A 25,208-nucleotide genomic window follows, 5' to 3' on the forward strand; every position below is an offset into this window, starting at 1 on the left:
CGCAATGTTCGATTTCCTGATTCAGGGCTTCGAGGTGGCCTTGAGCCCGCTGAATCTCGGCCTGGCGCTGTTCGGGGCGATTCTCGGCACCCTGTTCGGGGCGCTGCCCGGGATCGGCCCGATCAACGGCATCGCCATTCTCATGCCGCTGGCCTACACCCTGGGGCTGCCGCCGGAGTCGGCGCTGATCATGCTGGCGGCGATCTATACCGGCGCCGAGTACGGCGGGCGCATGTCGAGCATTCTGCTCAACGTGCCCGGCGACGCCGGCGCGGTGATGACCACCCTCGACGGCCACCCGCTGGCCAAGCAGGGCCTGGCGGGGCCGGCGCTGGGCCTGTCGGCGGTGAGTTCGTTCGTCGGGGCGACCATCGCCATCATCGGCCTGACGCTGTTCGCGCCGCTGCTCGCCGAAGCCGCCGTGCAGTTCGGCCCGGCGGAGCTGTTCGGCCTGATGGTGTTCGCCTTCGCCTCGATGTCGGTGATGATGGGCAAGGACCCGATCAAGACCGCCATCGGTGCGGTGATCGGGGTGATGATCGCCACCATCGGTGTCGACTCGAGCACCGGGGTGATGCGCTATACCTTCGGCATGGCCGAGCTCCAGGACGGCATCGACCTGGTGGTGATGATCATCGGCCTGTTCGCGATCAGCGAGATCCTGCTGATGCTCGAGCACAACATGCGTGGCGGCGGCGAGGGACTGCCGCCGCTCGGCCGGGTCTTCGTCAGCTGGAAGGAGATCCGCCGCTGCCGCGCGACCATGGGGCGCTGCGGCCTGCTGGGCTTCCTGGTGGGGATTCTGCCGGGCACCGGCGCCTCGGTGGCCGGGGCGGTCGCCTACACCACGGAAAAGCGCATCAGCGACAAGGAGGGCACCTTCGGGACCGGCGACATGCGTGGGCTGGCGGCCCCGGAGGCCGCCAACAACGCCTCCGCCGCGGGGTCCTTCGTGCCCATGCTGACGCTGGGCATTCCCGGCTCGGGAACCACCGCCGTGCTGCTGGGGGCGCTGATGCTCTACAACATCGACCCCGGTCCGATGCTGTTCTCGGAGCGCCCCGAAGTGGCCGGCGGGCTGATCGCTTCGCTGTACATCGGCAACCTGGCGCTGCTGGCGCTCAACCTGCCGCTGGCCGGGCTGTTCGCCCGGGTGCTCATCGTCCCGCGTTGGGTCCTGGTGCCGGCGATCACGCTGCTGGCATTCGTCGGCGTCTTCCAGCTGCACTCCAACCTGGCGGCCATCTATCTGATGCTGCTCATCGGCGTGGGCGGCTATCTGCTGCGCAAGCTGGGCTTCTCGCTGGCGCCGGTGATCCTCGGCTTCGTGCTGGGCGGGATGATGGAGAGCAACCTGCGTCGTGCGCTGTCGATCAGCGGCGGCGACCTGGGTATCCTCTGGCAGTCGGGAATCTCCATCGGCCTGTGGATCGCGGCCGTGGCACTGCTGGTCCTGCCCTGGCTGCTGCCGCGTGTTGCGGGCATGGCGCAGAATCGCTCATGAGCGCGGGACCGAATCCGCGGCGGGCCTGGCTGACGGGCGTGATACGTTTTCTGCCGACGCTGCTGCTGGGCATCGCCGGCGGCGGGCTGGCCTATGTGGCCGGCCTGCCGCTGCCCTGGCTGCTGGGCGCGCTGATCGCCTCGACGCTGGTCAGCCTGAGCGGCACGCGTCTGCGCTCGCCGGGGCGGGCGCGCCGGGTCGTGCTGGTCGTCATCGGTGTCATGCTGGGGACGGCCTTCTCGCCCGACATGACCGGCGACGTGACCGCCTGGGGCACGAGCCTGATCGTCATGCTGGCGGCGACGGCGCTGATGATGGCCTTCTCGATGTGGTTCGGGCGGCGTGTCGCCGGGTATTCGGTGAGCACGGCCCTGTATGCCGGCGTGCCCGGCGGGGTGTCGGCGGTCACCCTGATGGCGGTGGAGTCGAACGCCGATTTGCGCATCGTGGGGCTGACGCATGCCGTGCGCATTCTGGTGCTGCTGGTGGCGATTCCGCCGGTGTTGAGCCTGCTGGGGCATGTCACCCTGCAATCGCAAACCGTCGGCTGGGCCCATTGGCTGGCGGTCCCCGGCCCCGGCGACAGCCTGATGCTGGCGTTCGCGGGGCTGGCCGGGGTGTGGCTGGGCCGTTGGCTGCGCCTGCCCAATCCGCTGCTGTTCGGCCCGGTGCTGGTCTCGGCAGCGCTCCACGTCAGCGGCATGACCGAGGCGGGTATCCCGCCGATGATCGTCGCGCTGGCCCAGGTGATCATCGGTCTGTCGGTGGGGGTGCGGTTCGGCGGCACACCGCTACGCGAGGTGGGCCACGGCCTGATGATGGCGGTGGTCCAGGCCGTGGCCCTGTTGGCGATCGCCGTCGGCGCGGCCTGGGGCATCCATGCCGCGACCGGAATCTCCGCGGCGGCGGCGTTGCTGGCCTACATGCCCGGCGGCGCCCCGGAACTGAGCCTGGCGGCACTGTCGCTGGGCATCGACCCTGCCTTCGTGACCTCCCACCATCTGCTGCGCCTCAGCGTCCTGGTCCTGCTGCTGCCCTGGCTGCTGCGCGGGATGTCGCGGCTGGCGCAACGCTGAGCGGCGGGTGCCGCCGCGCTATGCGGTGCGCTCGAACCCGTAGAAGCGACAGGGCGTCTCCCAGGCGATGGTGGTCAGTGCATCGTCTCCCGCCCAGTCCTGCAGGTCCTCGAGGGCCTTGTCGAAGCTGTAGAGATGCTCGTGCTGGGTCCATGGCCAGTCGCTGCCCCACATCAGCCGCTGGGGGCCCAGGGTGTCGAGCAGCCGCTTGGCGGTGTCGGTCACGCTTTCCGCCTGACTGCGGTAGGGGGCCGAGCACTTGACCCAGAAGCGGTCCCGGTCGTGGCCGTTGCAGAGCCGTTCGACGACCGGATCGCGCCAGGCGCTGTCCCGCGGGCGACCGAAGTGGTCGACGACCACCTCGAAGTGCCATTTCGCCAGCCGGTCGAGGATCGCCAGCAGCGCCGGACCTTCGGCCTGGACTTCGAGGTGCCAGCCGCGTTGCTTCAGGCGCCGGAACAGGGCCTGCCACGCCGGCGCGTCGAGCGCGTCGGCACGCTGGCCGATCCAGTTCAGCCGCGTGCCGCGGATGCCCAGTGCCTGCATGCTGTCGAGGCTGGCATCGGTGACGTCCGGGCCGACCACCGCGACGCCCCGCAGGCGGTCGGGATGCTCGCGCAGGCAATCCATCAGGTAGCTGTTGTCGGTGCCCAGGAAGCTGGGTTGCACCAGCACGGCGTGGCTGATCCCCCAGGTGTCGAGTCGCTCCAGGTAGGTGGCCAGCGGCGCCTCGTAGCGAGGCCGGTGGCGTGGATTGTCGGTCACCCGACAGGCGCTCGTGAAGACGTGCGCATGACTATCTATGCTCTTATCCATTGGTCGCATGGTGCTTGTGTCCGCAGTCGTCCTGTGCCATATGTGTCACAGCTTGTCTACTCTTATATAAGACCATAAGTACACTGTGCGCCATGAATTTACAAGATTCCGCCGAGCAAGAGCGTCAGCCGCGGTATTACCGCATCTATCGGGCGATTCTCGACCGCATCCATCGCGGCGAGCTCAAGCCCGGCGACGGGCTGCCGTCGGAAATGAATCTGGCGCAGGCCTACGGCGTCTCGCCGGGGACCACGCGCAAGGCCATCGACCTGCTGGAGGAGCGGGGCTGGGTCGATCGCCAGCACGGGCGGGGCACCTTCGTCCGGCGCGTCGATTTCAGCCATTCCCTGGCGCGCTTCTTCCGTCTCACCGACCGTCAGGGCACACCGCTGACACCGACCAGTGAACTGCTCGGCGTGCGTGCCGTCCCGGCGTTGGCCGAGCCGATCCGCCAGCTCGAGCTGGCCGAGGATGCCGAGCTCATCGAGATCGAGCGCCTGCGTCGGGTGGAGGGCACGCCGCTGCTCTACGAGACGCTGTATCTGCCGGCGGCGCGCTTTGCCGCCTTGCTCGACCTGCCCGCCGAGGCTTGGGGCGATCTGCTGTACCCGCTCTACGAGCGCGTCTGCGGCGAGATGGTCTTTCGTGCGACCGACACGCTCTCCGCCGTCACGGCGAGCGATACGGTGGCGACACAGCTGGCGGTCGAGCCCGCGTCGCCGGTGATCGAGATCACCCGTCTGGCCCGGGGGTACGACGAGCGTCCACTGGAGTGGCGCGTCAGCCGCGGGCGGCTCGATTGGTTCCATTACAGTTTCGACATTCGCTAGGCGGCCACCGGCCGCCACGACAAGCGCCGCGGCAGCGGCGCGACATAAACCAGCAAGTAAGGGGTCACGCCATGTCCTTCAAGAAAGCCGTCATGCTCGCCGGTATCGCCGGCGTCGGGGTGGTCGCACTGTCCGCGCACGCCGAGCCGCGCGAGGTACGCATCGCCACTCACGTCTCGGCCGAATCGCCGCTGGCCAAGCAGGCCGAGATGTTCGCCGAACGCATCGAGGAGAAGCTGCCCGGGCAGTTCGACTTCGCGTTCTATCCCAACGGCCAGCTCGGCAAGGAGTCGGCGCTGCTCGACAACCTGCAGCTCGGCACCATCGAGATGGTCAACGTCGCCTCCGGGGTGCTCAAGGTCGACGACAAGCTGGGGATCTTCGATCTGCCGTGGCTGTTCCAGGGGCGTGATCACGTCCAGCGCGCCATGGCCGCCGGGCTGGAAGACGCCATCACCACGGACATCGAGGACAACATGGACGCCCATGTGGTGGGCATCTACGAGAACGGTTTCCGGCACATCATCAACTCCCAGCATCCGATTCGGATCCCGCCGGATCTCGAAGGCATGAAGATCCGCATCTCGGGCGGTGATTTCCGTCAGCAGATCTTCGCTTCGCTGGGTGCGGTTCCCGCCAAGCTCGCCTGGGGCGAGACCTTCACCGCCATGCAGACCGGCGTGGTCGATGGCGCCGAGGCCGCGGCCTACGGCTTCTATGGCCAGAAGATGTACGAGGTGCAGGACTACCTGTCGCTGACCAAGCACGTCTACACCCCGTCGTTCCTGCTGGCGTCGCCGAGGTTCTGGTCGTCGCTGACCGACGAGCAGCGTCGGGTGTTCGACGAGGTCGGCGAGAACATGCGCGATGCGGCCTACGCCCAGGCGGCCGAGATCGAAGCGTCGAATCTCGAGGCGATGGGCGAGTCGCTGGAGATCAACGAGGTCGACATCAAGCCGTTCCGCGATCGCGTGCAGTCGGTCTATGACGACTACTCGAAGCAGTATGGCGGCGAGTGGCTGAACCTCGTGTATCGCACGGCCAAATCCTCGTAAGGGCGGAGCGCCACGATGCTCAATTGGCTGGATAGACTCGTGCGCGTGGTGGTGGGGGCCCTGGTGGCCGCCACCGCCGTCGCGGTCTGCCTCAACGTCTTCTTTCGCTACGTCCTGAACTCGGGGCTGGTGTGGGCCGATGAGGTGCCGGGCTTTCTGCTGGTGTGGATCGCCTTTCTGGGCGCCTATCTCGCCGCCCGGGACGACGGCCACATCGCCTTCGACATGCTGGTCGATGCCTTTCCGCGTGCGCTGCGCCGCGTCGTGCGGGCACTCGGCGATCTCGCCGTGACCGGCTTCTTTGTGCTGCTGGGCGTGACCTCCTGGCAGATGATTGCGCGCGTCGGCGGACGCTCCATCGAAACGCTGCCCATCGACCAGGGTGTGTTCATGGGCGTGCTGCCGCTGGCGAGCATCCTGATGGTGATCGCCATGCTGGCGCGCCTGATCGACCGTTGGAGGAACGCCTGATGGCCTGGCTGGTAGTCGCGATGCTGTTCGGCATCATTCTGTTGGGCGTCCCCGTGGGGTTCGCGCTGATGATCACCGCCGCGGTGTCCATGTGGCTGGCTGACATCAACCTGCTGATGATCCCCGTGCAGATCTACTCGGGCAGCAATTCGCTGGTCCTGCTGGCGGTGCCGCTGTTCATCCTGATGGGCGAGCTGATGAGCGCCACGAGCATCGCCCAGCGCCTGATCGACCTGGCGGCGGCGCTGGTGGGCTGGATGCGCGGCGGGCTGAGCCACATCAACGTGGTGACCTCGATGTTCATGGCCGAGATGAGCGGCTCGGCGGTCGCCGATGCCGCCGTGATGTCCAAGATCTTCGTGCCGCAGATGGAACGCCGCGGCTACCCCAAGGGGTTCGCGGCCTCCATCACGGCAGTCTCGGCGACCCTGGGCATCATCATCCCGCCATCGATTCCCATGGTGCTCTACGGGGTCACCACCAATACCTCGATCCGCGATCTGTTCATCGCCGGGATCGTGCCGGGGCTGCTGCTCGCGGGGGCGTTCATGGTGACCTCGTGGCTGTTCGCGCGGCGCGATCATCATCCCCGTGAAGGCGATTTCCAGGTCAAGGCGCTGGGCGTGGCGTTCAAGCGCGCGCTGGTGCCGCTGGCCATTCCGCTGATCGTGGTGGGCGGGCTGATCGCCGGCATCTACACCCCCACCGAGGCGGCCGGCATCGGCGTCGTGGTCGCCCTGCTGTTCGGCCTGCTGGTCACTCGCGACCTCAATCCGCGGGTTCTCGGTTCGCTGCTGGTGACCACCGGCCGTCAGACCGCCGTGGTGATGATGATCGTCGCCGGCTCGGCGGTGCTCGGCCAGTACCTGGCCAACGAACGCCTGCCGCAGCAGATCGCCAGCGCGCTGGGCGGCATCACCGACAATTACGTGCTCAACATCCTGATCATCAACGTCTTCGTCCTGCTGCTGGGGATGTTCCTGCACGCCAGCGCGGCGATCATCGTGGTCGTGCCGCTGTTGCTGCCGATGGCCACCCAGATGGGCATTGATCCGGTGCACTTCGGGGTGATCGTCTGTCTGAACCTGGGGATCGGCCAGCAGACACCGCCGGTGGCCAGCGTGCTGCTCACCGTGTGTTCGACCACCGGCCTGAAGATCGAGCAGGTCATGGGCTACTGCAAGTGGTTCCTGCTGTCGATGTTCCTGGTGCTGATGGTGGTGTCCTTCGTGCCGGCAACGGCGCTCTGGTTCCGCTGATGTGGCGGCCTGCCCGCGCGTGACCCGGCCCGCTCGGACCCCGGTGCTGCGCGCGGGCGCGGCCGTCAGGCCGGCCGGCGGCGATTGGCCTCCATGCGTTCGAGAAACACCGCCATCACGCTGTCGTAGAGGCGCGGGCCGAGCACCACGTCCTCGACGCCGGCGTCGAGGTTGGGATTGTCGTTGACCTCGATCACCACCACCCGCTCGCCGATCTGCTTGAGATCCACGCCGTAGAGGCCGTCGCCGATCAGTCGCGTGGCCTTGAGCGCGGCGCGGATCACCGGCTTGGGCACGTCCTCGGGGACGTGCGTCGTGAAACCGCCGCTGCGCGTCTTGCCGCGCGAGTGATCGTAGATCTGCCAGTGGCCGCGGGCCATGTAGTAGCGGCTGGCGAACAGCACCTTGCCGTCGAGCACGCCGATCCGCCAGTCGAAGTCGGTGGGCAGCCACTCCTGGAGCAGCAGCAGGGCGGAGGCGGCGAACAGTCGCTCGGCTTCCTGAACCAGCTGCTCGCTGGAGGCGATCTTGACCACCCCGCGGGAGAAGGCGCCGTCGGGGACCTTGAGGACCATCGGAAACTGCAGTCCGGCGGCCTTTTCGGCCAGCCGCGGCAGGTCGTCGCGATACAGCAGCAGCCCGTCGGGGGCGGGCACGCCCTTGGCGCGCAGCAGCTCGTGCAGGTAGACCTTGTTGGTACAGCGCAGGATCGAGCGCGGGTCGTCGATCACCACCAGGCCTTCGTGTTCGGCCCGTCGTGCCATGCGGTAGGTGTGATGATCGAGGCTCGTGGTCTCGCGGATGAACAGGGCATCGAACTCCGCCAGCCGGCCCTCGTCGCGCTTGGTGATCAGCGAAACATCGATTCCCAGCCGGCGCCCGGCGCGAATGAACTGCTTGAGCGCGCTCTTGTTGCTGGGCGGCAGCGCTTCCTTGGGGTCGACGAGGATCGCCAGGTCGTAGCGATAGCGTCGGCGCGCCTTGGGCGTGCGCCAGACCTTGCGCGAATGGCGGTTCAGGGCCTGGGCGAACAGGTCCTGCTCCTCGCCGCGCAGGGCGGTGAGCGCCAGTGGCTTGAGCCGGGTCAGCCGCCACAGCCCCTGGCGGCGCTGGAAACGCGCTTCGAGCAGCGGGCAGGGCAGCCGCTCGAACAGCCGGCGGGCCAGCCTGCCGAGACCTGGCTCCAGACACTCGCCGAACATCACCCGCAGGGTGAACGCCTCGCCGGGCAGGGCGCCGCGTCGGGCGAGCTCGTCCATCAGCGGCGCCAGCGATTCCAGCTGCAGGTCGACCAGCGCCTTGCGCGACAACTGATTGAGCGTTTCGACCGTGGGCAGTACCCGCTGGCCGCGCGCCTGGGCGAGCAGCGACACGTAGTAGCCGGTCTCCAGATAGTCCAGGTCGCCGCACAGGTTGATGACGTGGGTGGCGCCGTCCTGCTCGCCGTTGGACTCGCGGGCCAGGTAGTCGGCGGCGGTGATCAGATCCTCGGTCGGGTAGTAGGGGCGCCAATCTGAAAGGCGGTCGACGACGATGCGCAAGGGGGCCATGAATGCGTTTCCTGCTTGCAAAGGGAGCGGGACGGGGCAAAATTGCCGCTAGCATGCCCTTGACCGCCACTCGCGACAAGCGGGGGCGCCGGTGAAATAATTTCATGCAACCAGGCCATGACAGGCCGGTTTTCGGCGTCCGACAATGCCTTCGCCGTCAGTTTCGGAATCCGTCATGAATTCGCCGCAACCACCGCTGCTTCGCGACGCCCGCCCCGAGGATCTCGATGCCCTGTGTCGGCTCGAGCAGGCCTGCTTCGCGGGGGATCGCTTCTCGCGTCGCCAGCTCTCCCATCTGCTCAAGCGTGCCAAGGCCGTGACCCGGGTCGTCGTCGATGAGCACGGCGAACTGCAGGGCTACGGGACCCTGCTGTTTCGTCGCAACAGCCGCACCGGCCGGCTCTATTCCTTCTGTGTGCACCCCGAACGGCGTGGCGGCGGCGTGGGCCGCCGCCTGCTCGCCGCGCTGGAAGCGGTCGCCGTCGAGCGTGGCATGCAGCGCCTGAGCCTGGAAGTCCGTGCCGACAATCGCGTCGCCATGGGGCTTTATCGACGCATGGGCTATCTGCCGCGGCGCTGGCTGGACGACTACTACGTCGACGGCTGTGCCGCCTGGCAGATGGACAAGCCGCTGGCCGACACGGCAGTGGACGAGGGCCTGGCAGATACCGCTGCAACCGCGGAGCGCATCGGCTAGGATGCCGAGCCAGCCCCTTACCTTCCGGAGTCCTGCCATGCCCTCTTTCGATATCGTCTCAGAGCTCGACAAGCACGAAGTCACCAATGCCGTCGACCAGGCCAATCGCGAGCTCACCACGCGCTTCGACTTTCGCGGCGTGACCGCGAGTTTCAGCGAGGAAACCGACGCAGTGCTCATGGAAGCCGACGCCGAGTTCCAGCTACGCCAGATGCTCGACATCCTCAAGGCGCGCCTGATCGCCCGGGGCATCGACGTCGGTTGCCTCGAGGAGGAAACCGCCGAGACCGGCGGCGTGCGAGTCCGCCAGCGGATCGTGCTGCGTCAGGGCATCGATCAGCCGCTGGCCAAGAAGATCGTCAAGTCCCTCAAGGACGCCAAGCTCAAGGTGCAGGCGCAGATCCAGGGCGACAAGGTGCGGGTCACCGGCAAGAAGCGCGACGACCTGCAACAGGCCATCGCCCTGCTCAAGAGCGACGAGTCGATCGAGCTGCCGCTGCAGTTCAACAACTTTCGCGACTGACTTCTCGGGCTGGCGTTGCATCCAGCAGCGCAGCGGTAGCGGCGTCCGCCAGTGCCAGCATGCTCAGGTTGCCGAGCATGAAGCTTTCGTGAAGCGTGACCATCGGCGCGCCGCCGAGGGCGGCGACCGCCATCGGCAGGGGCAGGAAGTGCTCCGCCGAGGGATGGGCGAGGGCGCCGTGCGGGGCCCGCTCGCGCCAGGCCGCGAGGGTCTCGGCATCGCCGCGCTCGGCGGCATCGCGGGCCCAGTCGTGAAAGGCGCGGGCCCAGTCATCGGGCTCGCTGCCGGGCGGCTTGCGCTTGCCCAGATTGTGGGTGGCCGACCCCGAGCCGATCAGCCATAGCCCCTCCGCTTCGGCGAAGCGTCCCAGCTCGGTGGCGAACGCGAGCCGCTCGGCATCGCTCATCGCCATGGGAACGCTGACCGGCAGCAGGGGCACGTCGGCCTCGGGCCAGACCAGCGACAGCGGCGACCAGATGCCGTGATCGAGCGGGCGCCGTGCATCGAGATCGACCGCGAAGCCGGCGTCGGTCAGGGTCGCGGCCAGACGCTCGGCGGCGTCGGGCAGGCCCGGCGCCGGGTAGCGCATGCGATAGAGCGCCTCGGGAAAACCGTGGAAGTCGTGCAGGGTGTCCGGCCGGGCCGCACTGCCCAGGCAAGGGCGTGGTGTCTCGAAGTGCGCCGAGATCACCAGCGCGCCTCGCGGCCGGGGCAGGTGCCGACCCAGGGCGGTCAGAAAGTCCCGGGCCGGGTGCGTCTCGAGTGCCAGGCTCGGCGACCCGTGGGAGAGAAACAGGACATGGGGCATGGTGCGTCTCCTGACTGTCTGCCGACGAGCATAACGCCGTGTCACGCCGCTGACAGCGTGCGTTCGGGCAAGGGACCCTTGCCCGAGCGGCAACGATGCCCGCGGTGACCGACTCGCCCCGGCGATGCCAGCAGCCGGTTGGCGGGCATCGGCGTCGCGCTTGACCCAACGCAAGGTGCGACGATCCTTCGCGTGCCAAGATGCGCCGAAATCCGCTAGCCTGAACAGAACCGCGAGACGGAGACACGACCCATGCCCAAGCTCAAGCATGCCATCTATACAAGCCTGGCCGCGGTCAGCTTCGTGCTGGGGGTGGTGGGGCTGTTCCTGCCGCTGATGCCGACCACCGGCTTCATGCTGCTGGCGGTGTGGCTGGCCTCGCGGGGATCGCCACGCTTCGCGAGCTGGATTCGCCAGCACCCGCGGTTCGGGCCGCCGATCCTCGCCTGGGAGGACGAGCGGGCGATTCCCCGGCATGCCAAGTGGATGGCGGCCACGATGCTCGTCGTCTCGACGCTGGTGATCGGCTTCACCGTCACCTCGCCGCTGCTGAAGCTGGCGCTGATCGTGGGGCTCGTCGCGCTCGGGGTGTGGATCGTCACGCGGCCGGAACCGCGCGCCGCCTGTCCGTTCGCCTTGGCCGCCGATGCCGCCGCCGAGAAGCGCCTGTCCGAGACCTCCTGCGCCTCGCGCCAGTCGGGGCGCTGAGCCATCCGGCACCGGGATGGCCCGCCGTCGCCTTTGAGACTCCCGCCTCGCTCGCCGTACAATGCCGGTAACCTTGTACAAGGAGTACCAGTGTCATGTCCGATACGCGCGTTTCCGAAGAGGCCGAGATCAAGCCCGTCGACGCCGCTCACCAGCCGGTCTACCTGAAGGATTATCAGCCGCCGGCCTATCGTGTCACCCACGCCGAACTCAAGTTCGATCTCGAGGCGTCCGCCACCCGTGTCGATGCCGTGCTGCATCTCGAGCGCCACCCCGACAGCGCCCCGGGGCAGCCGCTGGTGCTCGACGGCGAGAAGCTCGATCTCGAGCGCGTGGCCATCGACGGCCAGGACCTGGGCGAGGACGAGTATCGCGTCGACGCCGCCACCCTGACCATCGACGCGGTCCCCGAGCGCTTTCGTCTGGAAACCCGGGTCGTGATCGATCCGGCCAGCAACACCGCCCTGGAAGGGCTGTACCTGTCCAACGGCATGTTCTGCACCCAGTGCGAGGCGCAGGGCTTCCGGCGCATCACCTTCTACCCGGATCGTCCGGACGTGATGGCGACCTTCTCGACCACGGTGATCGGCGACAGTGCCGCGCTGCCGGTGCTGCTCTCCAACGGCAACCCGGTCGAGAAGGGCGAGCTGCCCAATGGCAGGCACTTCGTCACCTGGGAGGACCCGCACCCCAAGCCCAGCTACCTGTTCGCGCTGGTCGCCGGCAAGCTCGAGAAGGTCGAGGACCACTTCACCACGATGAGCGGTCGCGAGGTCACCCTGCAGCTGTGGGTCGAGCCCGAGAACCTCGACAAGACCGAGCACGCCATGCGCTCGCTGAAGACGGCCATGAAGTGGGACGAAGAGACCTATGGCCGCGAGTACGACCTGGACCTGTTCATGATCGTCGCCGTCAACGACTTCAACATGGGCGCGATGGAGAACAAGGGGCTCAACATCTTCAACTCGGCGGCGGTGCTGACCCACCCGCAGACCGCCACCGACGCCGCCTTCCAGCGCGTCGAGGGCGTGGTCGCCCACGAGTACTTCCACAACTGGTCGGGCAACCGCGTGACCTGCCGCGACTGGTTCCAGCTCTCGCTCAAGGAGGGCTTCACGGTCTTCCGCGACCAGAGCTTCTCGGCGGACGTCAACTCGGCGCCGGTCAAGCGCATCGAGGACGTCTCCTTTTTGCGTACCGCGCAGTTCGCCGAGGATGCCGGGCCCACCGCGCATCCGGTGCAGCCCGACCATTACATCGAGATCTCCAACTTCTACACCCTGACCATCTACGAGAAGGGCTCGGAGATCGTGCGCATGCTGCGCAACCTGCTGGGCTGGGAGACCTTCCGCCAGGGCAGCGATCTGTACTTCGCGCGCTTCGACGGCCAGGCGGTGACCATCGAGGACTTCGTCGGCTGCATGGCCGAGGTGTCGGGGCTCGATCTCGACCAGTTCATGCGCTGGTACTCCCAGGCCGGCACGCCGGAGATCGACGCCCATGGCGAGTACGATTACGCCAAGGCCGAATACCACCTGACCCTGCGTCAGCGCACGCCGACCACGCCGGGCCAGCCCGACAAGCTGCCGCTGCACATTCCGGTGCGCGTGGGCCTGGTGGGCACCAAGTCGGGCGAGGACCTGGCGCTGACCCTCGACGGCGAATCGCTCGGCAAGTCGGGCGTGCTGCACCTGCGCGAGGAGGAGCAGACCTTCGTCTTCACCGACGTCGCCGAGGCGCCGGTGCCGTCGTTGCTGCGGGGCTTCTCGGCGCCGGTCAAGCTGCGCTTCCCCTACGGCCGCGAGGACCTGGCCTTCCTGCTGCAGCACGATTCCGACGGCTTCAACCGCTGGGACGCCGGCCAGCGTCTGGCGCTGCTGGCGCTCGACGACCTGATCGCCGCGCACCGCAACGGCGTCGAGAAGGTGATGGACGCGCGGGTCATCGAGGCGTTCCGCACGCTGCTCACCGAGCCCGCCGATGACAAGGCGGTACTCGCCGAGATGCTCACGCTGCCTTCCGAGGCCTACATCGCCGAGCAGCAGCCGGTGGTCGATGTCGACGCCATCCACGCCGCGCGGGAGTTCGTCCGCCAGTCGCTGGCCCTGGCGCTGCGCGACGACTTCCTGGCGCTCTATCAGGCCAACCGCAGCGACGCGCCCTACGCGCCGACCGCCGAGCAGATCGCCGAACGGCGCCTCAAGAACGTCGCCCTGGCGTACCTGATGAGCATCGAGGACGAGGAAGCGGTCGAACTGGCCCGTCAGCAGTTCGAGGATCAGCACAACATGACCGACGTGCGCGCGGCGCTGACCCTGCTGGTGCACAGCTCGCGGGGTGACGTCGCCGATCCGCTGCTCAAGGCCTTCGGCGAGAAGTGGGCCCACGATCCGCTGGTCATGGATCAGTGGTTCAGCATCCAGGTCACCCGGCCGCAGTCCGACGCCCTGGAGCGCGTCAAGTACCTGATGGATCACCCGGCGTTCTCGCTCAAGAACCCCAACCGGGTGCGCGCGCTGATCGGCGCCTTCGCCGGCCAGAACCGGGTCAACTTCCATCGCCTCGACGGCGAGGGCTACAAGCTGCTGGCCGATGTGGTGATCGAGCTCAACCGGCTCAACCCGGAGATCGCCGCGCGGATCATCACCCCGCTGACCCGCTGGCAGCGCTACGACGAGCAGCGCCAGGCGCTGATGAAGGCCGAACTCGAACGCATCCAGGCCGAGGAGCTCTCGCCCAACGTCTACGAGGTGGTCGAAAAGGCGCTGGCCGGCTGATCCGCGTCAACGACGACAGGCAGGACGACGGGCCGCTCATCGAGCGGCCCGTTGCTTTCGAGGGCAAGGGGGTCGCGTATGTACCAGCCAGAGTGGCGTATCGCCGGTCAGTCGGGCGGGGAAGAAGGCGCAGCGCCGGCCGTCGAAGGCATTGACCAGGGCGGCTGTCGAGACCAGCCGCCAGCTGCCCGCGCGCAGGCGAATGGCGGCGTCGCCGTGGTAGTAGGCGTCGGTGACCCCCAACCGGGGCAGCGCCGCGCGCAGCAGCTCGACCTCGTGGTGGGTCACCAGTTGCGAGTCGCCGGGATGATGGCGCAGATAGGCGATCGCCTGCTGGACCGGCGCCAGGCGCGGGGCGCCGGCCAGCGCCCCGACCAGCAGCGTGCCCTGGCCGAGCAGCAGCGCGGCGAGCAGCCCCGTCGCCAGGTACCTCGGCAGCAGGGCGCGCAGCGCGGCGACGGCGAGCAACCCGCCGAGCGCGACGAGCGGCAGCAGGTGACGCAGATGCTGCGGGTTCTGGGCCAGGGCGGTCCAGGCCAGCGCCAGCCACCACAGCAGCAGCCAGGGGCGCAGGGCCGGGCGATGCCGTGTCAGCCACGGGGTGGCGAGGGCCACGACCAGCCCCAGCAGTGCCCAGATCACGCCCTGCACGCCAGCCTCGCGCAGCGCGCCGGGCCAACTGGTGTGGGCGTCACGGGCGCCGGCCGCCTCGCCCCAGATCAGGAAATGGCCCATCACGAAGCGCCAGCCCTCGGCGACGTAGGCGGCGCCGTCGGCCTGCCAGACGAAGGCCAGCGCGGCCAATACCATGAAGATGACGGCGACGACGAAACGCCGCCACGGCCAGCCGGGGCGACGCAGGAAGCCGCCCGCCTGGGCCAGCCACAGCAGCGCGTAGGTGGGCCGCACGCACCCGCCCAGCCCCCAGGCCAGGCCGGTGGTGACGCCGCCGCCGCGCAGCGCCAGCCAACCGGCCAGCAACAGCAGGCAAAGGCCGGGGCCGTCGGTGAGACCGGAGATCGCCACCTGGCCGGTCAGCGGGGTGGCGAGAATCAACAGGGTCACCGTCAGGCCGCCGAGGTCGTCGTCGAGCAGCCGGCGATACAGCGCGCCGGCAAGCCAGGCCATCGCCAGGGTGGCGACCAGCGAGACGCCGAACAGCGCGGCGAAGGGCGTGGCGGTGACAGGGGCCAGCAGGCGGGCCAGCCAGATCATCCCCGGGTAGCCGGGGAAGTTGGGCGAGAACGCGAGGACGCTGAAATGCTCGACGCCGCGGGCCAGGAACAGCGCATCGTCGCTGCCGGGCAGGGCCGGGAAACGCCACAGCAGTACGGCGCCCAGGATGAGCGCCGCGAGCCCGGCAAGGCTGCCCGACCAGCGTGAAGCCGGGCGGCGCAGGCGGTGGGGCGAAGCGCTCATTGCAGCGGCGCGAGGACCTCCAGCAGGTGTTTTCTGGCCTCGCGGTAGGCGTCCGGGTCGGCCGGCTTCTGACCCACGCCGAACACCCCGGGGTTGCCCAGCGCGTCCATGCCGGCGTTGATCGCCTGGTTGGCGGCGTCGCGAGCATCGGCGTCGAGCTGCGGCGTGACCAGATCGAGAAAGCGCTTGGCCTTGAACACCAGCGCCTTGGCGGTCTGGTAGTCGTCGAGGTGTTCGCCGGCGCCGTCCAGGCGGCGCCGGATCTCGGCGACGAAGGCGCTGTCGAGGGCCGCGACCACGGTGCCCGTGTCGCCGCTCTTCACCGCGCTCTCGAGCTCGGCGTAATAGTCGCGGTCGAAGTCTTCCTGCAGGTAGGCCAGCTCCGGCTTCAGATCCTCGAGGGTCTCGAGCGCCTTGGCCTGATCGTCGGCGGCCAGGGCGTCGAGCAGTGTCTGGCGGCCCTCGATCAGTGGCTCCTTGCCGGCGGCGGCATAGGAGTAGGCCCAGGCCTGGCTGGTCGTCAGGGCGAGCAGTACCAGCAGCGCCAGCAGCCAGAGGTGGCGCGCCGGGCGGGGCTCAGGCGACGCTTTGGGTCTCGATGACGGTCTTCTCGTTGCGGTGATTGTAGATCTCATGGCGAAGGTCTCTTTGTTCCAGCAAGGCTTGGGCCGCCAACTGGCCCATCTCCATGGCGGTGTCGGTGAAGATGTAGCGGAAGGTGCCCTGGCGGCCGCACATCAGCAGGTTGTCGAAGCGGCCCAGATAGCCCAGGTTGCGCTGACGCTCCTGATGGTAGCCCAGCGCCATCAGCGGGTAGGCATGCGCGGCGTAGGCGGAGAAGTGCTCGCCGGTGGCGCGCTCGCGGGGGATGCCCAGGCGTTCGAGGTCGGCGTGGGCACGCTCGCGCAGCGTCTCGCCGTCCATCCGCCAGGTGGCGTCGCCGACGTTGCAGGGGATCTCGAGCATCACCGAGGTATGGCCTTCGGGGGCCATGTAGGGCGAGCGACGACGCGGTTCCTGCAGACGGGTGGCGAGAATGTCCGGGTCCGACAGGTACTGCCAGGTGTGCGGCGAGATGTCCGGGCCGCGCATCGGCATGTTGAGAAAGCGCAGCGCGCGAAAGCCCAGCCGCGATTCGCCGCCGAGCATGCGCACCATCTCGGGCAGCGGCAGGCTGCTGATCACCGCATCCACCGGCATCTCGCCTTCGTCGCCGTCGCGGCCGAAGCGCACCGCCTTGATGCGGCCTGCCTCGCGGACGAAGCCCTTGACCGGCGCGCCGGTGATCACCTCGCCACCGTGACGATGGATGAGATCGACCAGGTTGTCGAAGATCATGCCGAAGCCGTGACGCGGGTAGCGGTAGTGGCGGGCGTAGGTGCGCGGGGTGTCGCCACGACGCTGGATCAGCCGGCGGGCGACGTCGCGCAGGTCGATCAGGCTGATGCGCTGGGCCGCCCAGTCGCCGGAGAGCTGGCGCGGGTCGATGCCCCACAGCTTGCCGGTGTAGCCCTCGAAGAAGTTGCGATACAGCGTCTTGCCGAAGCGCGCCTCGATCCACTCGGCGAAGCTGATCTCGTCGTCGCGCTCCTCGAGATTCGGCGGGCGCAGGGTCTTGTTCAGCAGATCGAGGGAGGCCCCGGCGAGCAGCCCGGGCGGGGCGTTGCGCAGCAGGTTGCCCAGCGACAGCGGGTAGTCGTAGGTGCGCCCCTGGTAGCGGATCACGCTGGAGCGCTGGGCGTGCATCAGGTCGTCGCCCATGAGCTGCTCGATGAACGCCAGCAGCTCCGGGTTCTTGGTCAGAAAGCGGTGGCCGCCGAAGTCGAAACGGTAGGTGCCGGCACGGCCCTCGAACACCTGGGTGGCGGCCAGGCCGCCGACACCGTCCTCGGCTTCCAGTACCGTGACCTTGCAGCCGTTCTCGATCAGCTTCCAGGCGGCGGCGAGGCCGGCCGGGCCGCCGCCGAGCACGGCGACGTGGTCGGCGCGGGGGGGCACGTTAGCCGTGCTGGGCATGACGATAGCTCCGTTGCCAGATGACCAGGAATACCGCCAGGTAGACGGCCCATACCGCGAATTGGGCGGTGGTCGGGGTGGCGTTGTAGCCGAACAGGCCGCGCAGGAACATGCCGAACGGGCCCTGGTCGCTGAGCACGCCGGACAGGTCGAACAACTGGCCCTGGAACAGCGGCAGTACCTCGGCGGCCTGCAGGATGTTGGTGGCCGAGGCCAGCAGTCCGGCGGCGATCACGATCAGCAGCAGGCTGGTATAACGGAACAGCGGCTGCAGCGGCACCTTGCGGGCCCGCGAGAAGACCACCCAGACCAGCGCCACGGCCGCCACCAGCCCGATCAGGGCGCCCGTGACGCTGCCCTGCAGGCCGCCGGCGCCGCCACTGTAGGTCAGCGCCGAGAAGAACAGCACGGTTTCCAGGCCCTCGCGGGCGATCGAGACGAAGGCCAGCAGCGACAGGCCCAGCACGTCGCCGCCGGAGACCAGTTGCGAGAGATCCTCGTGGACCTGCGAGACCTTCCTGCCCGCCTGCCTGCTCATCCAGGTCACCATGTAGGTGAGCACCGCGGCGGCGGTGAGCATGATCACCGCCATGAAGATCTGCCGATACTGCTGCTGGTGAAACTGATCGACCACCACCTGGAACATCACTGCGGCGACGAACGACACCACCAGGCCCGCGGCGACGCCCAGGTAGATGTAGCGGAAGTAGCGTCGGGCATCCAGCTTGGCCAGGTGGACGAGGATCACGCCCACCAGCAGAAAGGCCTCCAGGCCCTCCCGGAAGGTGATCAGGAAGCTAGTCAGCATCGGCGGCTCCAAGGGTCTCTCGAAGGTGGTTCAAGGTGATGATGTCGGGGGTGGGCAGGTCGGGGAATGCCTGCTGGACGCGATCGGTGATCCACTGCGGGTAGATGCGGAACTGCAGCTTGCTGTCGACGGTGATCGGCCATTCGACGTCGGCGGGCAACTCGAACGCCTCGTCGCGGTAGCCGTCGGCGGGGATCCGGGTGTCCTCGAGCATCCGCGCGAAGCGCCAGAAGTGCAGTTTCACCGGCCGGCCGTTCTCGTCGCCCATCACCTTGCGGAAGAGGCGGCTGTCCTCGGGCAGGTTGCCGTCGGCGTCGGGGAAGCCGCTATGGATCAGTTCCCGGCCGCTGGCGTCGGTGACCGTGACCTGCAGCCACAACTGGCGGAAGTCGGAGACCCCGGTGGGCAGCTTGTGGGCGGCGCCGACGTTGCGCACGCGGACCACCAGCCGGCCGTCGTCGAGCCGCTCCTCGAGCTCGGCGGCGGTGCGCAGCAGCTCGATGCTCATGCGGCGCTGCTCGTCGCTGCGCAACCCGGCCAGATGGTAGTTGGCGCCGGTGAACTGGTGGCTGACCATGTTCTCCTTCATCGGCCCGCCGTCGGTGCTGCGTCCGGGAACCGGTTCGCCGATGCGCGAGATGTCGCCGTGCATGTGGCAGTCGATGCAGCTGCGCTGCTTCTCGGGGCGTGCCGGGTCGTTGAACGAGGAGGTCTTCCACGCCTGGTAGGTGCCGACGATCTTGGATCCCGGGCCGGGCGAGAACTCGTCGTGGCAGTTGCCGCAGAAGCGTGCGTCGTCGTAGAACGGCTGGCTGTAGGAGTCGGCATGAACCTTGGGCTTGGCGCCGATCAACCGCTCGGAGAACCAGCGCAGCATGGGGTTGTCGCTGGTCTCGCCGGGGTAGGTCGGGCGGTCCTTGAGGTTGACGGTGAAGGCGGCGTTGCCGCCGGCGTCCTCCAGCCGGGTGATGCGGTGGCAGAACAGGCAGCCGGTGCCCTCGTCGAGAGCGTGGCTGGTGTCCCGGTACTGGGCGAGCAGGGTCTGGCCGTCCCTGTCGAACATGCGGTTGTCGTCGGCGTGGGTCTTCTTGCCCACGCTCAGCCGCTGCGGGTTGTGACAGCCCAGGCACCAGGCGCGGAAGCCTTCACCCTCGCTCTCGCCGGCGATGTCCTCGACCACCCGGTAATAGGGATTGGAGGCGCCCATGAAGTGATGATTCGAGTTGGCCCACTGCTTGTAGATGGTGCTGTGACAGCCGGCGCAGGAGGCCGAGCTGAGCCACTCCTCGGGGTGGACGAAGCGTTCGTCGCGGTCGAAGCGCAGCCAGGTGGAGACGTAGGGCAGGTTCTGACGGCGGGTCACGTAGGCGTGCAGATCGTCCATGGCCGTCTTCACCACCGCCGGGGGATGATCGGGATCGACCGGCTTGGCGCCGTCGCGGGTGTCCTCGCCGAGGCCGCCCTGGGTGTCCTGGATCATGCGGATGTAGTCGCCGACGAAGTCGCCGCCGACCATGTGCTCGAGGCCAGCGTGGCCGGTGATGGCGGTGTTGTCCGAACGATTGGGGCCATGCGGATTGGCCTCGCCGGCCGCCATCAGGTAGCGGTTGGTGAAGTTGAAGCCGTCGACGTGGCAGCTGTCGCAACTCATCCAGAAGTCGCCGGCCATCGGGTAGTCGGGGTTCTCGGCGGTATTGGCATCGTTGAAGATCGTCTTGCCGCGACGTACCGGGGCCGGCAGCGGGTCCTCGGCGACCAGTTTCGCCCAGTGGGGGGTGTCGACACGGACCCGCGCGAAGGGCGAGTCGCCGCCGGTATTCAGCCGCGTGACATCGAGGCTCATGGCGTTCTGCACGTAGAGCTTGTCGCCCAGTGCCACCAGCCCGCGCGGGTTGTCGCCGGGGATGTCGCGCACCAGCTGCGAGGCCTGGGCGCCGCTCTCGGTGCCACGGCCACGCTTGCTGTGGCCGAGCTTCTCGGGGTCGTGGACCCCGCGCGAGCGATCGAAGACCAGCACGTCCTCGCTCCCCGCCATGGTCACGTAGACCTTCTTGCCGCTGGCGGAGAACTCGGCGTCCGTGGGGTTGGAGGTGATCAGGGTGCGGTTGCGGGTGTTCTGCAGGTTGATCTGCTGGAACAGCTGCTTGCGCCAGGGCAGGATCTCGCGCTCCTTGCCCGGGGTCAGCGCGAGCTCCGAAATCGCCGGAAACACCGTCGACTGGAACTGGAAGGGGTGGTCGAAGTTCCACAGCACGTGGGGCAGCCAGGCGACGCTCTCGTCCGGCGACACGGCGATGTCGTCGAGGCGCCGCGGCAGGCCCTGGGAGACGCTCTCGTCGGGATTCTGTTCGACGGCGAGGTCGATGCGCTTGACCCGCTTCGGCGGCAGACGGCTGGTGTCGTAGAGCGACACCTGGCCGGTCATGGCGTGGCTGACCAGTAGCCGGCCGTCACTGAGCAGCGCCAAGCCTCGCGGCGTGTCGGCGGTGCCGAGGCGCTGGCGGATCTTGCCGTCGAGGCCGACACCGACCAGCTCGGCCGACTCGTAGAGCGTGACCCAGAACAGCCGATTGCGGGCATCGTAGACCACGCCGAAGGGTTTCTTCGCCAGCGACAGGGTCTTCTCGACCTCGAGGGTATCGGCGTCGAGCAGCCAGAGCGTCTCGGCGAGATCGTCGGTCACCGCCAGCAGCCCCGCGTCGGGTGCCAGGGCCAGACGTCTGACGTCGCGGCCCAGGTGGCGCTCGATGCGCTGGTCGGGATCGTCGACGGCGATCCGCGAGACGCTGCCGGCTTCGAGATTGGCCGAATAGAGGAAGTCACCGTCCGGCGAAGCGATGAAGCCGCCGCTGCTGACCGCCGCCGAGGCCGTGACACAGACCAGCAGGCACACCAGTGCCGTCAGCCCCCGCCACCCCGTGCTGCGCGACACTCGACTCATGGCGTCGTCCGCAGCCAGCCCAGGCGCCGCCACAACGGGCGCAGTACCGACCAGCGGAAGGCGTGACGCAGCAGCAGCGGGGCGAAGGTCAGGGTGGCGATCAGGTGGGCCCAGTGCATGACGGCACCCAGCGTGTCGCCGCGATTGCCCCACCACACCAGATAGAAGCCGCTGACGGCGATGATCAGCAGGAGAATTTCCATCAGCCGGCCGGTGACGCGCAGCAAGGCCTTGCGCGAAGTCTGCAAGAGCCGCCGGTGAGCGAGCCAGAAGGGCGCCACCACGAGTGGCGCGCCGAACATGCCGAGCAGGCCGTGCAGGGCCAGCGACCAGCGCTGCAACGGCCAGTCCGCCGCCCACCAGGCGACCAGCGGCAGGCCGGTGAGCAGCAGGGCGTAGAGGGTCCACTCCGCGGCGCGATGACGATAGGCCAGCCGCCACCAGTACCCGGCGGCGGCCTCGGGCAGCGGGGAGCGCGATGTCAGTCGGGTGGGCAACGTCGTCATGTCGAGCTGTGCGCGATAACCGTTCTCTGCTGGGAGACTAGATGATATCAACCCTCATTCTTATTCGCTTGTTCTTTTCTGCTCGACCTTCGGCGTGGCGCAAGGTTCCTTGACCTGACGCATGTCGCGACGGCCGACAACGCAAAAGGCCGCCCGGTGGGGCGGCCTTCGGTCGAGCGGGGTGGCGTGTCAGTCGGCCGCGACCGTCGCCTTGGCGGCCATGACCGCGGCCATGCCGTTGCCATCGCCGGCGGCGGTGACCTGCGGGACGTGGTCGTCGTCGGTATCGCCGCCCTTGCCGGGGATCACGTGCTCGCCGGTGTCGGTGCCCCATTCGGCGAGCTGCATGCCGCCGTCGAGACTCGGGCCGTTGTGCACGGTGCGGAACCAGCTCACGTAGCGCTGGGTCAGCGGGCCGAGTTCCAGGGCCGCGGCGTTTTCCTGGCCTTCGTTGCGGAACTGCAGCATGGCGCTGCGCAGCCCGCCGGAGATCGCCGCCTCGCTCAGCGGGGTGTGCACGGTGGGCTCGCCGGGCCGGGTGGCCCAGGTGCCCACGGCGTCATCGTAGAGTTGCTCGTCGATGGCGAGATACAGCTTGCGCCCGGCGTCGCGGTACTTGGCATCCTTGGTCGCGGCGAAGGCCGCCCCCAGGCCGCGCAGCATGGCGAACTGGGTGGCCAGCGACCGGCCGTCGTCGGCTGTCACGGCGTCGCCGTCCAGAGTCAGGCCGTCGCTGACCAGGCCATCGTCGGTGAAGGCGTTGGCGAGCAGGAAGTCGGCCTGACGACGGAGCATCGTCAGGGCGCGTTCGCCGAGATCGGTCTCGATTTCGGAGGCCGCGGCCTCGGCGCTGGCGTAGCCGACCGGCTGCGCGCTCTGGGCGCGATGGTAGATGTCCAGCGCCACCAGGCTATAGGCGGCGTCGAAGGTGGTGACGTGCTGGCCGCGCTCGCCGTCCTGCCAGGTATCGACCAGAGTGCCGGCCTCATCGTCGAAGTGCAGCGCATCGAGGTTGCTGAAGACCAGGTGCGCGAGATTGCTGGCCAGCGAGAAGGCGTCGTCGCCGACGACGTCGTTGGTGGTGTCGTCGTCACGATTGGCCTCGGCGGTGGCCTTGAACGGCTGGCCGTCGAACACGGCGAGGAAGGCCGGGTTCTGCGACTGGTTGGCGTCGCGCTGGTCGGTGAAGCCGTAGTACTCGGCGAGCGGCCACAGCAGCATCCATTCGTCGCGCAGCTGCGAGCTGGCATCGGCGACGCTCAGTTCGCCGAGGGCGTTGACGCCCTGCTGCTGGACGAGACTGGTGTCGATGCGATGCGGGAACCACACCGGCTGCTCGGCGGGATCGTAGTCAGGACTCACCTCGGCGCCGAGCGACTCGCCATCGTAGGCCAGCCGGTTCTGGAGCAGGGCCATCTTGTCCAGCGAGATCTCGGTGAGCAGCATGCCGTTGAAGCCGTCGACCGAGGAGACCCCCAGGGCGTAGGTGCCGTCCTGGTCCATGTCGGCGGACCGGGCGGCGGTTTCCTCGTCGCCGTCGGTGGTGTGCATGCCGCCCAGGAAGTCCTGCGACCACATGACTTCCTTGAGCAGCATGCCGCCGATCGCCGCCGGGCTCAGCTGATCGTCCATCTGCGCGGGATCCCAGGCCAGGCTGGCGAAGTCGCGGCTGTAGGCGGGGATGTCGGTCTGCACCGTCTCGCCGCCGGCGGTGGTGACTTCATCGTGGTTGACGACGCTGGTGTCGACCTTGCCGGCGAAGGCGGGCACGCCGGCGCGCAGCGGCAGGCTGATCGGGTAGAGGTTCAGGGGGATCTCGTCGGTGGGATAGCCGACGGCCTGGCTCAGGCCGATCACCCGCTTGCCGAGATCCTCGAGACTACCGCCGCGGGCCTGGTTGCGCGGGCCGTTGGCGAGGTGCGGGCCCATTCGCGACTGGTAGTTGACCGCGTACATGGCCTCTTCGGAGTACTCGTAGCTCTCGATGCCGGCGGTGTAGTCGAACGCCGTGGGCTGGTCGATGGCATTGGGGTCGAGGATGTCGAGGTCGAGACCCAGCGACTCGGCCAGGGGCTCCCCGGAGAGTTCGAATTCGGTATAGGCCAGCATGCCCGGTCCGACCTCGAAGGTGTCGTCGTCGACGTTGACCGTGACGCCGGCCTGGGCCGACGCGCAGGCCAGCAGCCAGGGCGCAACCACCAGTGTTGTGCGTTTCATGGTGTTCCTTTCGTATCCCGATGATGAGTGTCGCGATGATCGACACGCCCGGCACGGCGAGACGAAGGAGCGGTGGCCGCGCAAGCGTGATGAGCATCAAATGATATTGGTTGGCATTTCGGTTGGCAATCGCGAGTCGCTGCGACCTTGTGCCGAGAGCGCGCCATCGGGAAGGGCGAGCGGTGCGGGGGGCGGTGAAGCCGGGCGGGAAGCGACGACGGCCCCATCGCGGGGCCGTCGTCCGGCGGCATGACGCGGCCGCTCGGGGTCAGCGGGCGATCCGCTGGCTGGCGTCGGTAAAGCCCATCAGCGAGATGTCGAGGTCCATGCGCTGGCCGTCGGGACCGATCAGGCTCACGGTCGCCTTGCTGCCGCTGCGCAGCTGGTTGAGCAGCTCCGGCTTGACCGGGATGTCCGCCCGGCAGCCATCCGGCACGCAGACCTGATAGGGGAACTTGAGCGGCTTGCTGTTATCGATGGTCAGTTGCAGGCCCGGGGCGAGGCGCACGCCCAGCGGCAGCAGGAAGACCATCGCCGGCCCGTCGATCTGGGGCGGATAGGCGATCACCACGCGCATCACCGGCTCGTTGCCCCCGGGGTTGTCGATCAGTTGGGTCATGGTGCAGTTGCCCTGGGTGGGGTCGGTCGGGCAGCGCACCTCCCAGTCCTGGAAGCGCTGGGTCTTGACGTTGGCACCGTTGGCGCCCTGCTGCTGGGCGAAGGCCACCGGGGCCACGGCCATCAGTATCAGGGCGGTGGCCAGCAGGCGGCGGGTCAGGCGTTCGAGCATGGCGAGGGGACTCCTTGTCGTCGGATGGTGGAAGGACTCGGGTTCAAGGTAGTTCAACACGATGAGGGGGCCGCTGGCGAATGCGGCGCCCTTGCCGGGGGTGGCGAGCGATCGGCCGGGCCCATTCAGGCGATCAGCCAGCCCAGCACGAACAGGCCGATCAGCACCCAGCAAAGGCCGCCGACGACACTGCCGCGCAGGAAGGCGCGTAGTCCCTTGTAGAGCAGCAGCAGGCCGATGACCAGCACGATCAGGCTGAACAGCGAGGCGCTGATCCCCAGCGAGCCGGTCAGCCCCTCGAGGAAGTCGTGAAGCGCGAAGTAGAGGCCACCGAACAGCGAGCGCAGCAGCTCGACGAGGGCGTGAATGGCGTCGCCGAGCGTTTCGCCCAGCCAGTTGAAGAATCCGTCTTCTCGCATGGGGGTCCTTGTGTCGAA

22 protein-coding genes are annotated in these 25,208 nt (G+C 68.1%); 10 read left to right on the forward strand and 12 right to left on the reverse strand.

Going from position 1 to position 25,208, the window contains the following annotated elements; all coding sequences use genetic code 11:
- The first annotated feature begins 4 nt into the window (after positions 1–4).
- Entirely contained in the window at positions 5–1,504 is a 1,500-nt protein-coding gene (locus KGR00_RS14980) for a tripartite tricarboxylate transporter permease (protein WP_224419500.1), read from the forward strand.
- Positions 1,501–2,580, forward strand: coding sequence for an AbrB family transcriptional regulator (locus KGR00_RS14985; RefSeq protein WP_224419501.1), 1,080 nt, complete (start codon positions 1,501–1,503; stop codon positions 2,578–2,580). Before KGR00_RS14980 ends, KGR00_RS14985 begins: the two co-directional genes overlap by 4 nt.
- A gap of 18 nt (positions 2,581–2,598) precedes the next feature.
- Here the strand turns inward: KGR00_RS14985 and KGR00_RS14990 are convergent, their stop codons facing one another.
- Positions 2,599–3,405 carry an amidohydrolase family protein gene (locus KGR00_RS14990; RefSeq protein WP_343232815.1) on the reverse strand — a complete coding sequence of 269 codons (807 nt, stop codon included), beginning with the start codon at positions 3,403–3,405 and terminating at the stop codon, positions 2,599–2,601.
- 83 nt (positions 3,406–3,488) lie between these two features.
- Here KGR00_RS14990 and KGR00_RS14995 point away from each other — a divergent pair, with 83 nt between their 5' ends.
- The 4 genes from KGR00_RS14995 (at position 3,489) to KGR00_RS15010 (ending at position 7,011) form a co-directional block, all read left to right on the forward strand.
- On the forward strand, positions 3,489–4,226 hold the full coding sequence (locus KGR00_RS14995) for a GntR family transcriptional regulator (RefSeq protein WP_224419503.1): 738 nt from the start codon (positions 3,489–3,491) through the stop codon (positions 4,224–4,226).
- A 71-nt stretch (positions 4,227–4,297) separates the two neighbouring features.
- Positions 4,298–5,281 carry a TRAP transporter substrate-binding protein gene (locus tag KGR00_RS15000; protein ID WP_129140013.1) on the forward strand — a complete coding sequence of 328 codons (984 nt, stop codon included), beginning with the start codon at positions 4,298–4,300 and terminating at the stop codon, positions 5,279–5,281.
- Between the two features lie 15 nt (positions 5,282–5,296).
- Positions 5,297–5,752, forward strand: coding sequence for a TRAP transporter small permease (locus tag KGR00_RS15005; RefSeq protein WP_129140012.1), 456 nt, complete (start codon positions 5,297–5,299; stop codon positions 5,750–5,752).
- Positions 5,752–7,011 carry a TRAP transporter large permease gene (locus KGR00_RS15010; RefSeq protein WP_129140011.1) on the forward strand — a complete coding sequence of 420 codons (1,260 nt, stop codon included), beginning with the start codon at positions 5,752–5,754 and terminating at the stop codon, positions 7,009–7,011. The genes KGR00_RS15005 and KGR00_RS15010 overlap by 1 nt, the downstream gene beginning before the upstream one ends.
- Before the next feature lie 65 nt (positions 7,012–7,076).
- On the opposite strand, the gene KGR00_RS15015 is transcribed toward KGR00_RS15010, so the two are convergent.
- A complete protein-coding gene (locus tag KGR00_RS15015) occupies positions 7,077–8,561 on the reverse strand; it encodes a RimK family protein (protein ID WP_129140010.1) in 1,485 nt (494 codons plus the stop codon).
- 175 nt (positions 8,562–8,736) lie between these two features.
- Here KGR00_RS15015 and KGR00_RS15020 point away from each other — a divergent pair, with 175 nt between their 5' ends.
- On the forward strand, positions 8,737–9,258 hold the full coding sequence (locus KGR00_RS15020; RefSeq protein WP_129140009.1) for an N-acetyltransferase: 522 nt from the start codon (positions 8,737–8,739) through the stop codon (positions 9,256–9,258).
- A gap of 37 nt (positions 9,259–9,295) precedes the next feature.
- The gene (locus KGR00_RS15025; RefSeq protein WP_224419504.1) at positions 9,296–9,781 is read left to right on the forward strand and encodes a YajQ family cyclic di-GMP-binding protein; all 486 of its coding nucleotides are present in this window, start codon (positions 9,296–9,298) and stop codon (positions 9,779–9,781) included.
- Here the strand turns inward: KGR00_RS15025 and KGR00_RS15030 are convergent.
- Positions 9,762–10,589 (reverse strand): class III extradiol ring-cleavage dioxygenase, encoded by an 828-nt coding sequence (locus KGR00_RS15030; RefSeq protein WP_224419505.1) that lies wholly within the window; start codon positions 10,587–10,589, stop codon positions 9,762–9,764. The genes KGR00_RS15025 and KGR00_RS15030 overlap by 20 nt on opposite strands.
- A gap of 252 nt (positions 10,590–10,841) precedes the next feature.
- On the opposite strand from KGR00_RS15030, the gene KGR00_RS15035 reads away from it, so the two are divergent.
- Complete coding sequence (locus KGR00_RS15035) at positions 10,842–11,297, forward strand: YbaN family protein (RefSeq protein WP_224419506.1); 456 nt, start codon at positions 10,842–10,844, stop codon at positions 11,295–11,297.
- A 95-nt stretch (positions 11,298–11,392) separates the two neighbouring features.
- Positions 11,393–14,074, forward strand: coding sequence for an aminopeptidase N (gene pepN, locus KGR00_RS15040; RefSeq protein ID WP_224419507.1), 2,682 nt, complete (start codon positions 11,393–11,395; stop codon positions 14,072–14,074).
- Positions 14,075–14,110: 36 nt separating this feature from the next.
- On the opposite strand, the gene KGR00_RS15045 is transcribed toward pepN, so the two are convergent.
- From KGR00_RS15045 to KGR00_RS15085, 9 genes are all read right to left on the reverse strand, one after another.
- Positions 14,111–15,493, reverse strand: coding sequence for a hypothetical protein (locus KGR00_RS15045; RefSeq protein WP_224419508.1), 1,383 nt, complete (start codon positions 15,491–15,493; stop codon positions 14,111–14,113).
- A complete protein-coding gene (locus KGR00_RS15050) occupies positions 15,490–16,128 on the reverse strand; it encodes a hypothetical protein (protein ID WP_224419509.1) in 639 nt (212 codons plus the stop codon). Before KGR00_RS15050 ends, KGR00_RS15045 begins: the two co-directional genes overlap by 4 nt.
- Complete coding sequence (locus KGR00_RS15055; RefSeq protein WP_224419510.1) at positions 16,070–17,509, reverse strand: FAD-dependent oxidoreductase; 1,440 nt, start codon at positions 17,507–17,509, stop codon at positions 16,070–16,072. Before KGR00_RS15055 ends, KGR00_RS15050 begins: the two co-directional genes overlap by 59 nt.
- A complete protein-coding gene (locus KGR00_RS15060) occupies positions 17,493–18,317 on the reverse strand; it encodes an FTR1 family protein (protein WP_224419511.1) in 825 nt (274 codons plus the stop codon). The genes KGR00_RS15055 and KGR00_RS15060 overlap by 17 nt, the downstream gene beginning before the upstream one ends.
- On the reverse strand, positions 18,307–21,258 hold the full coding sequence (locus KGR00_RS15065) for a hypothetical protein (protein ID WP_224419512.1): 2,952 nt from the start codon (positions 21,256–21,258) through the stop codon (positions 18,307–18,309). Before KGR00_RS15065 ends, KGR00_RS15060 begins: the two co-directional genes overlap by 11 nt.
- Positions 21,255–21,764 carry a hypothetical protein gene (locus KGR00_RS15070; RefSeq protein ID WP_224419513.1) on the reverse strand — a complete coding sequence of 170 codons (510 nt, stop codon included), beginning with the start codon at positions 21,762–21,764 and terminating at the stop codon, positions 21,255–21,257. Before KGR00_RS15070 ends, KGR00_RS15065 begins: the two co-directional genes overlap by 4 nt.
- A gap of 189 nt (positions 21,765–21,953) precedes the next feature.
- A complete protein-coding gene (locus tag KGR00_RS15075; protein ID WP_224419514.1) occupies positions 21,954–23,981 on the reverse strand; it encodes a hypothetical protein in 2,028 nt (675 codons plus the stop codon).
- Between the two features lie 268 nt (positions 23,982–24,249).
- On the reverse strand, positions 24,250–24,771 hold the full coding sequence (locus KGR00_RS15080) for an invasion associated locus B family protein (RefSeq protein ID WP_224419515.1): 522 nt from the start codon (positions 24,769–24,771) through the stop codon (positions 24,250–24,252).
- 125 nt (positions 24,772–24,896) lie between these two features.
- The gene (locus KGR00_RS15085) at positions 24,897–25,190 is read right to left on the reverse strand and encodes a hypothetical protein (RefSeq protein ID WP_129139999.1); all 294 of its coding nucleotides are present in this window, start codon (positions 25,188–25,190) and stop codon (positions 24,897–24,899) included.
- Between the last annotated feature and the right edge of the window lie 18 nt (positions 25,191–25,208).

Source organism: Modicisalibacter sp. MOD 31.J (genome assembly GCF_020147985.1).
GTDB lineage: Bacteria > Pseudomonadota > Gammaproteobacteria > Pseudomonadales > Halomonadaceae > Modicisalibacter > Modicisalibacter coralii.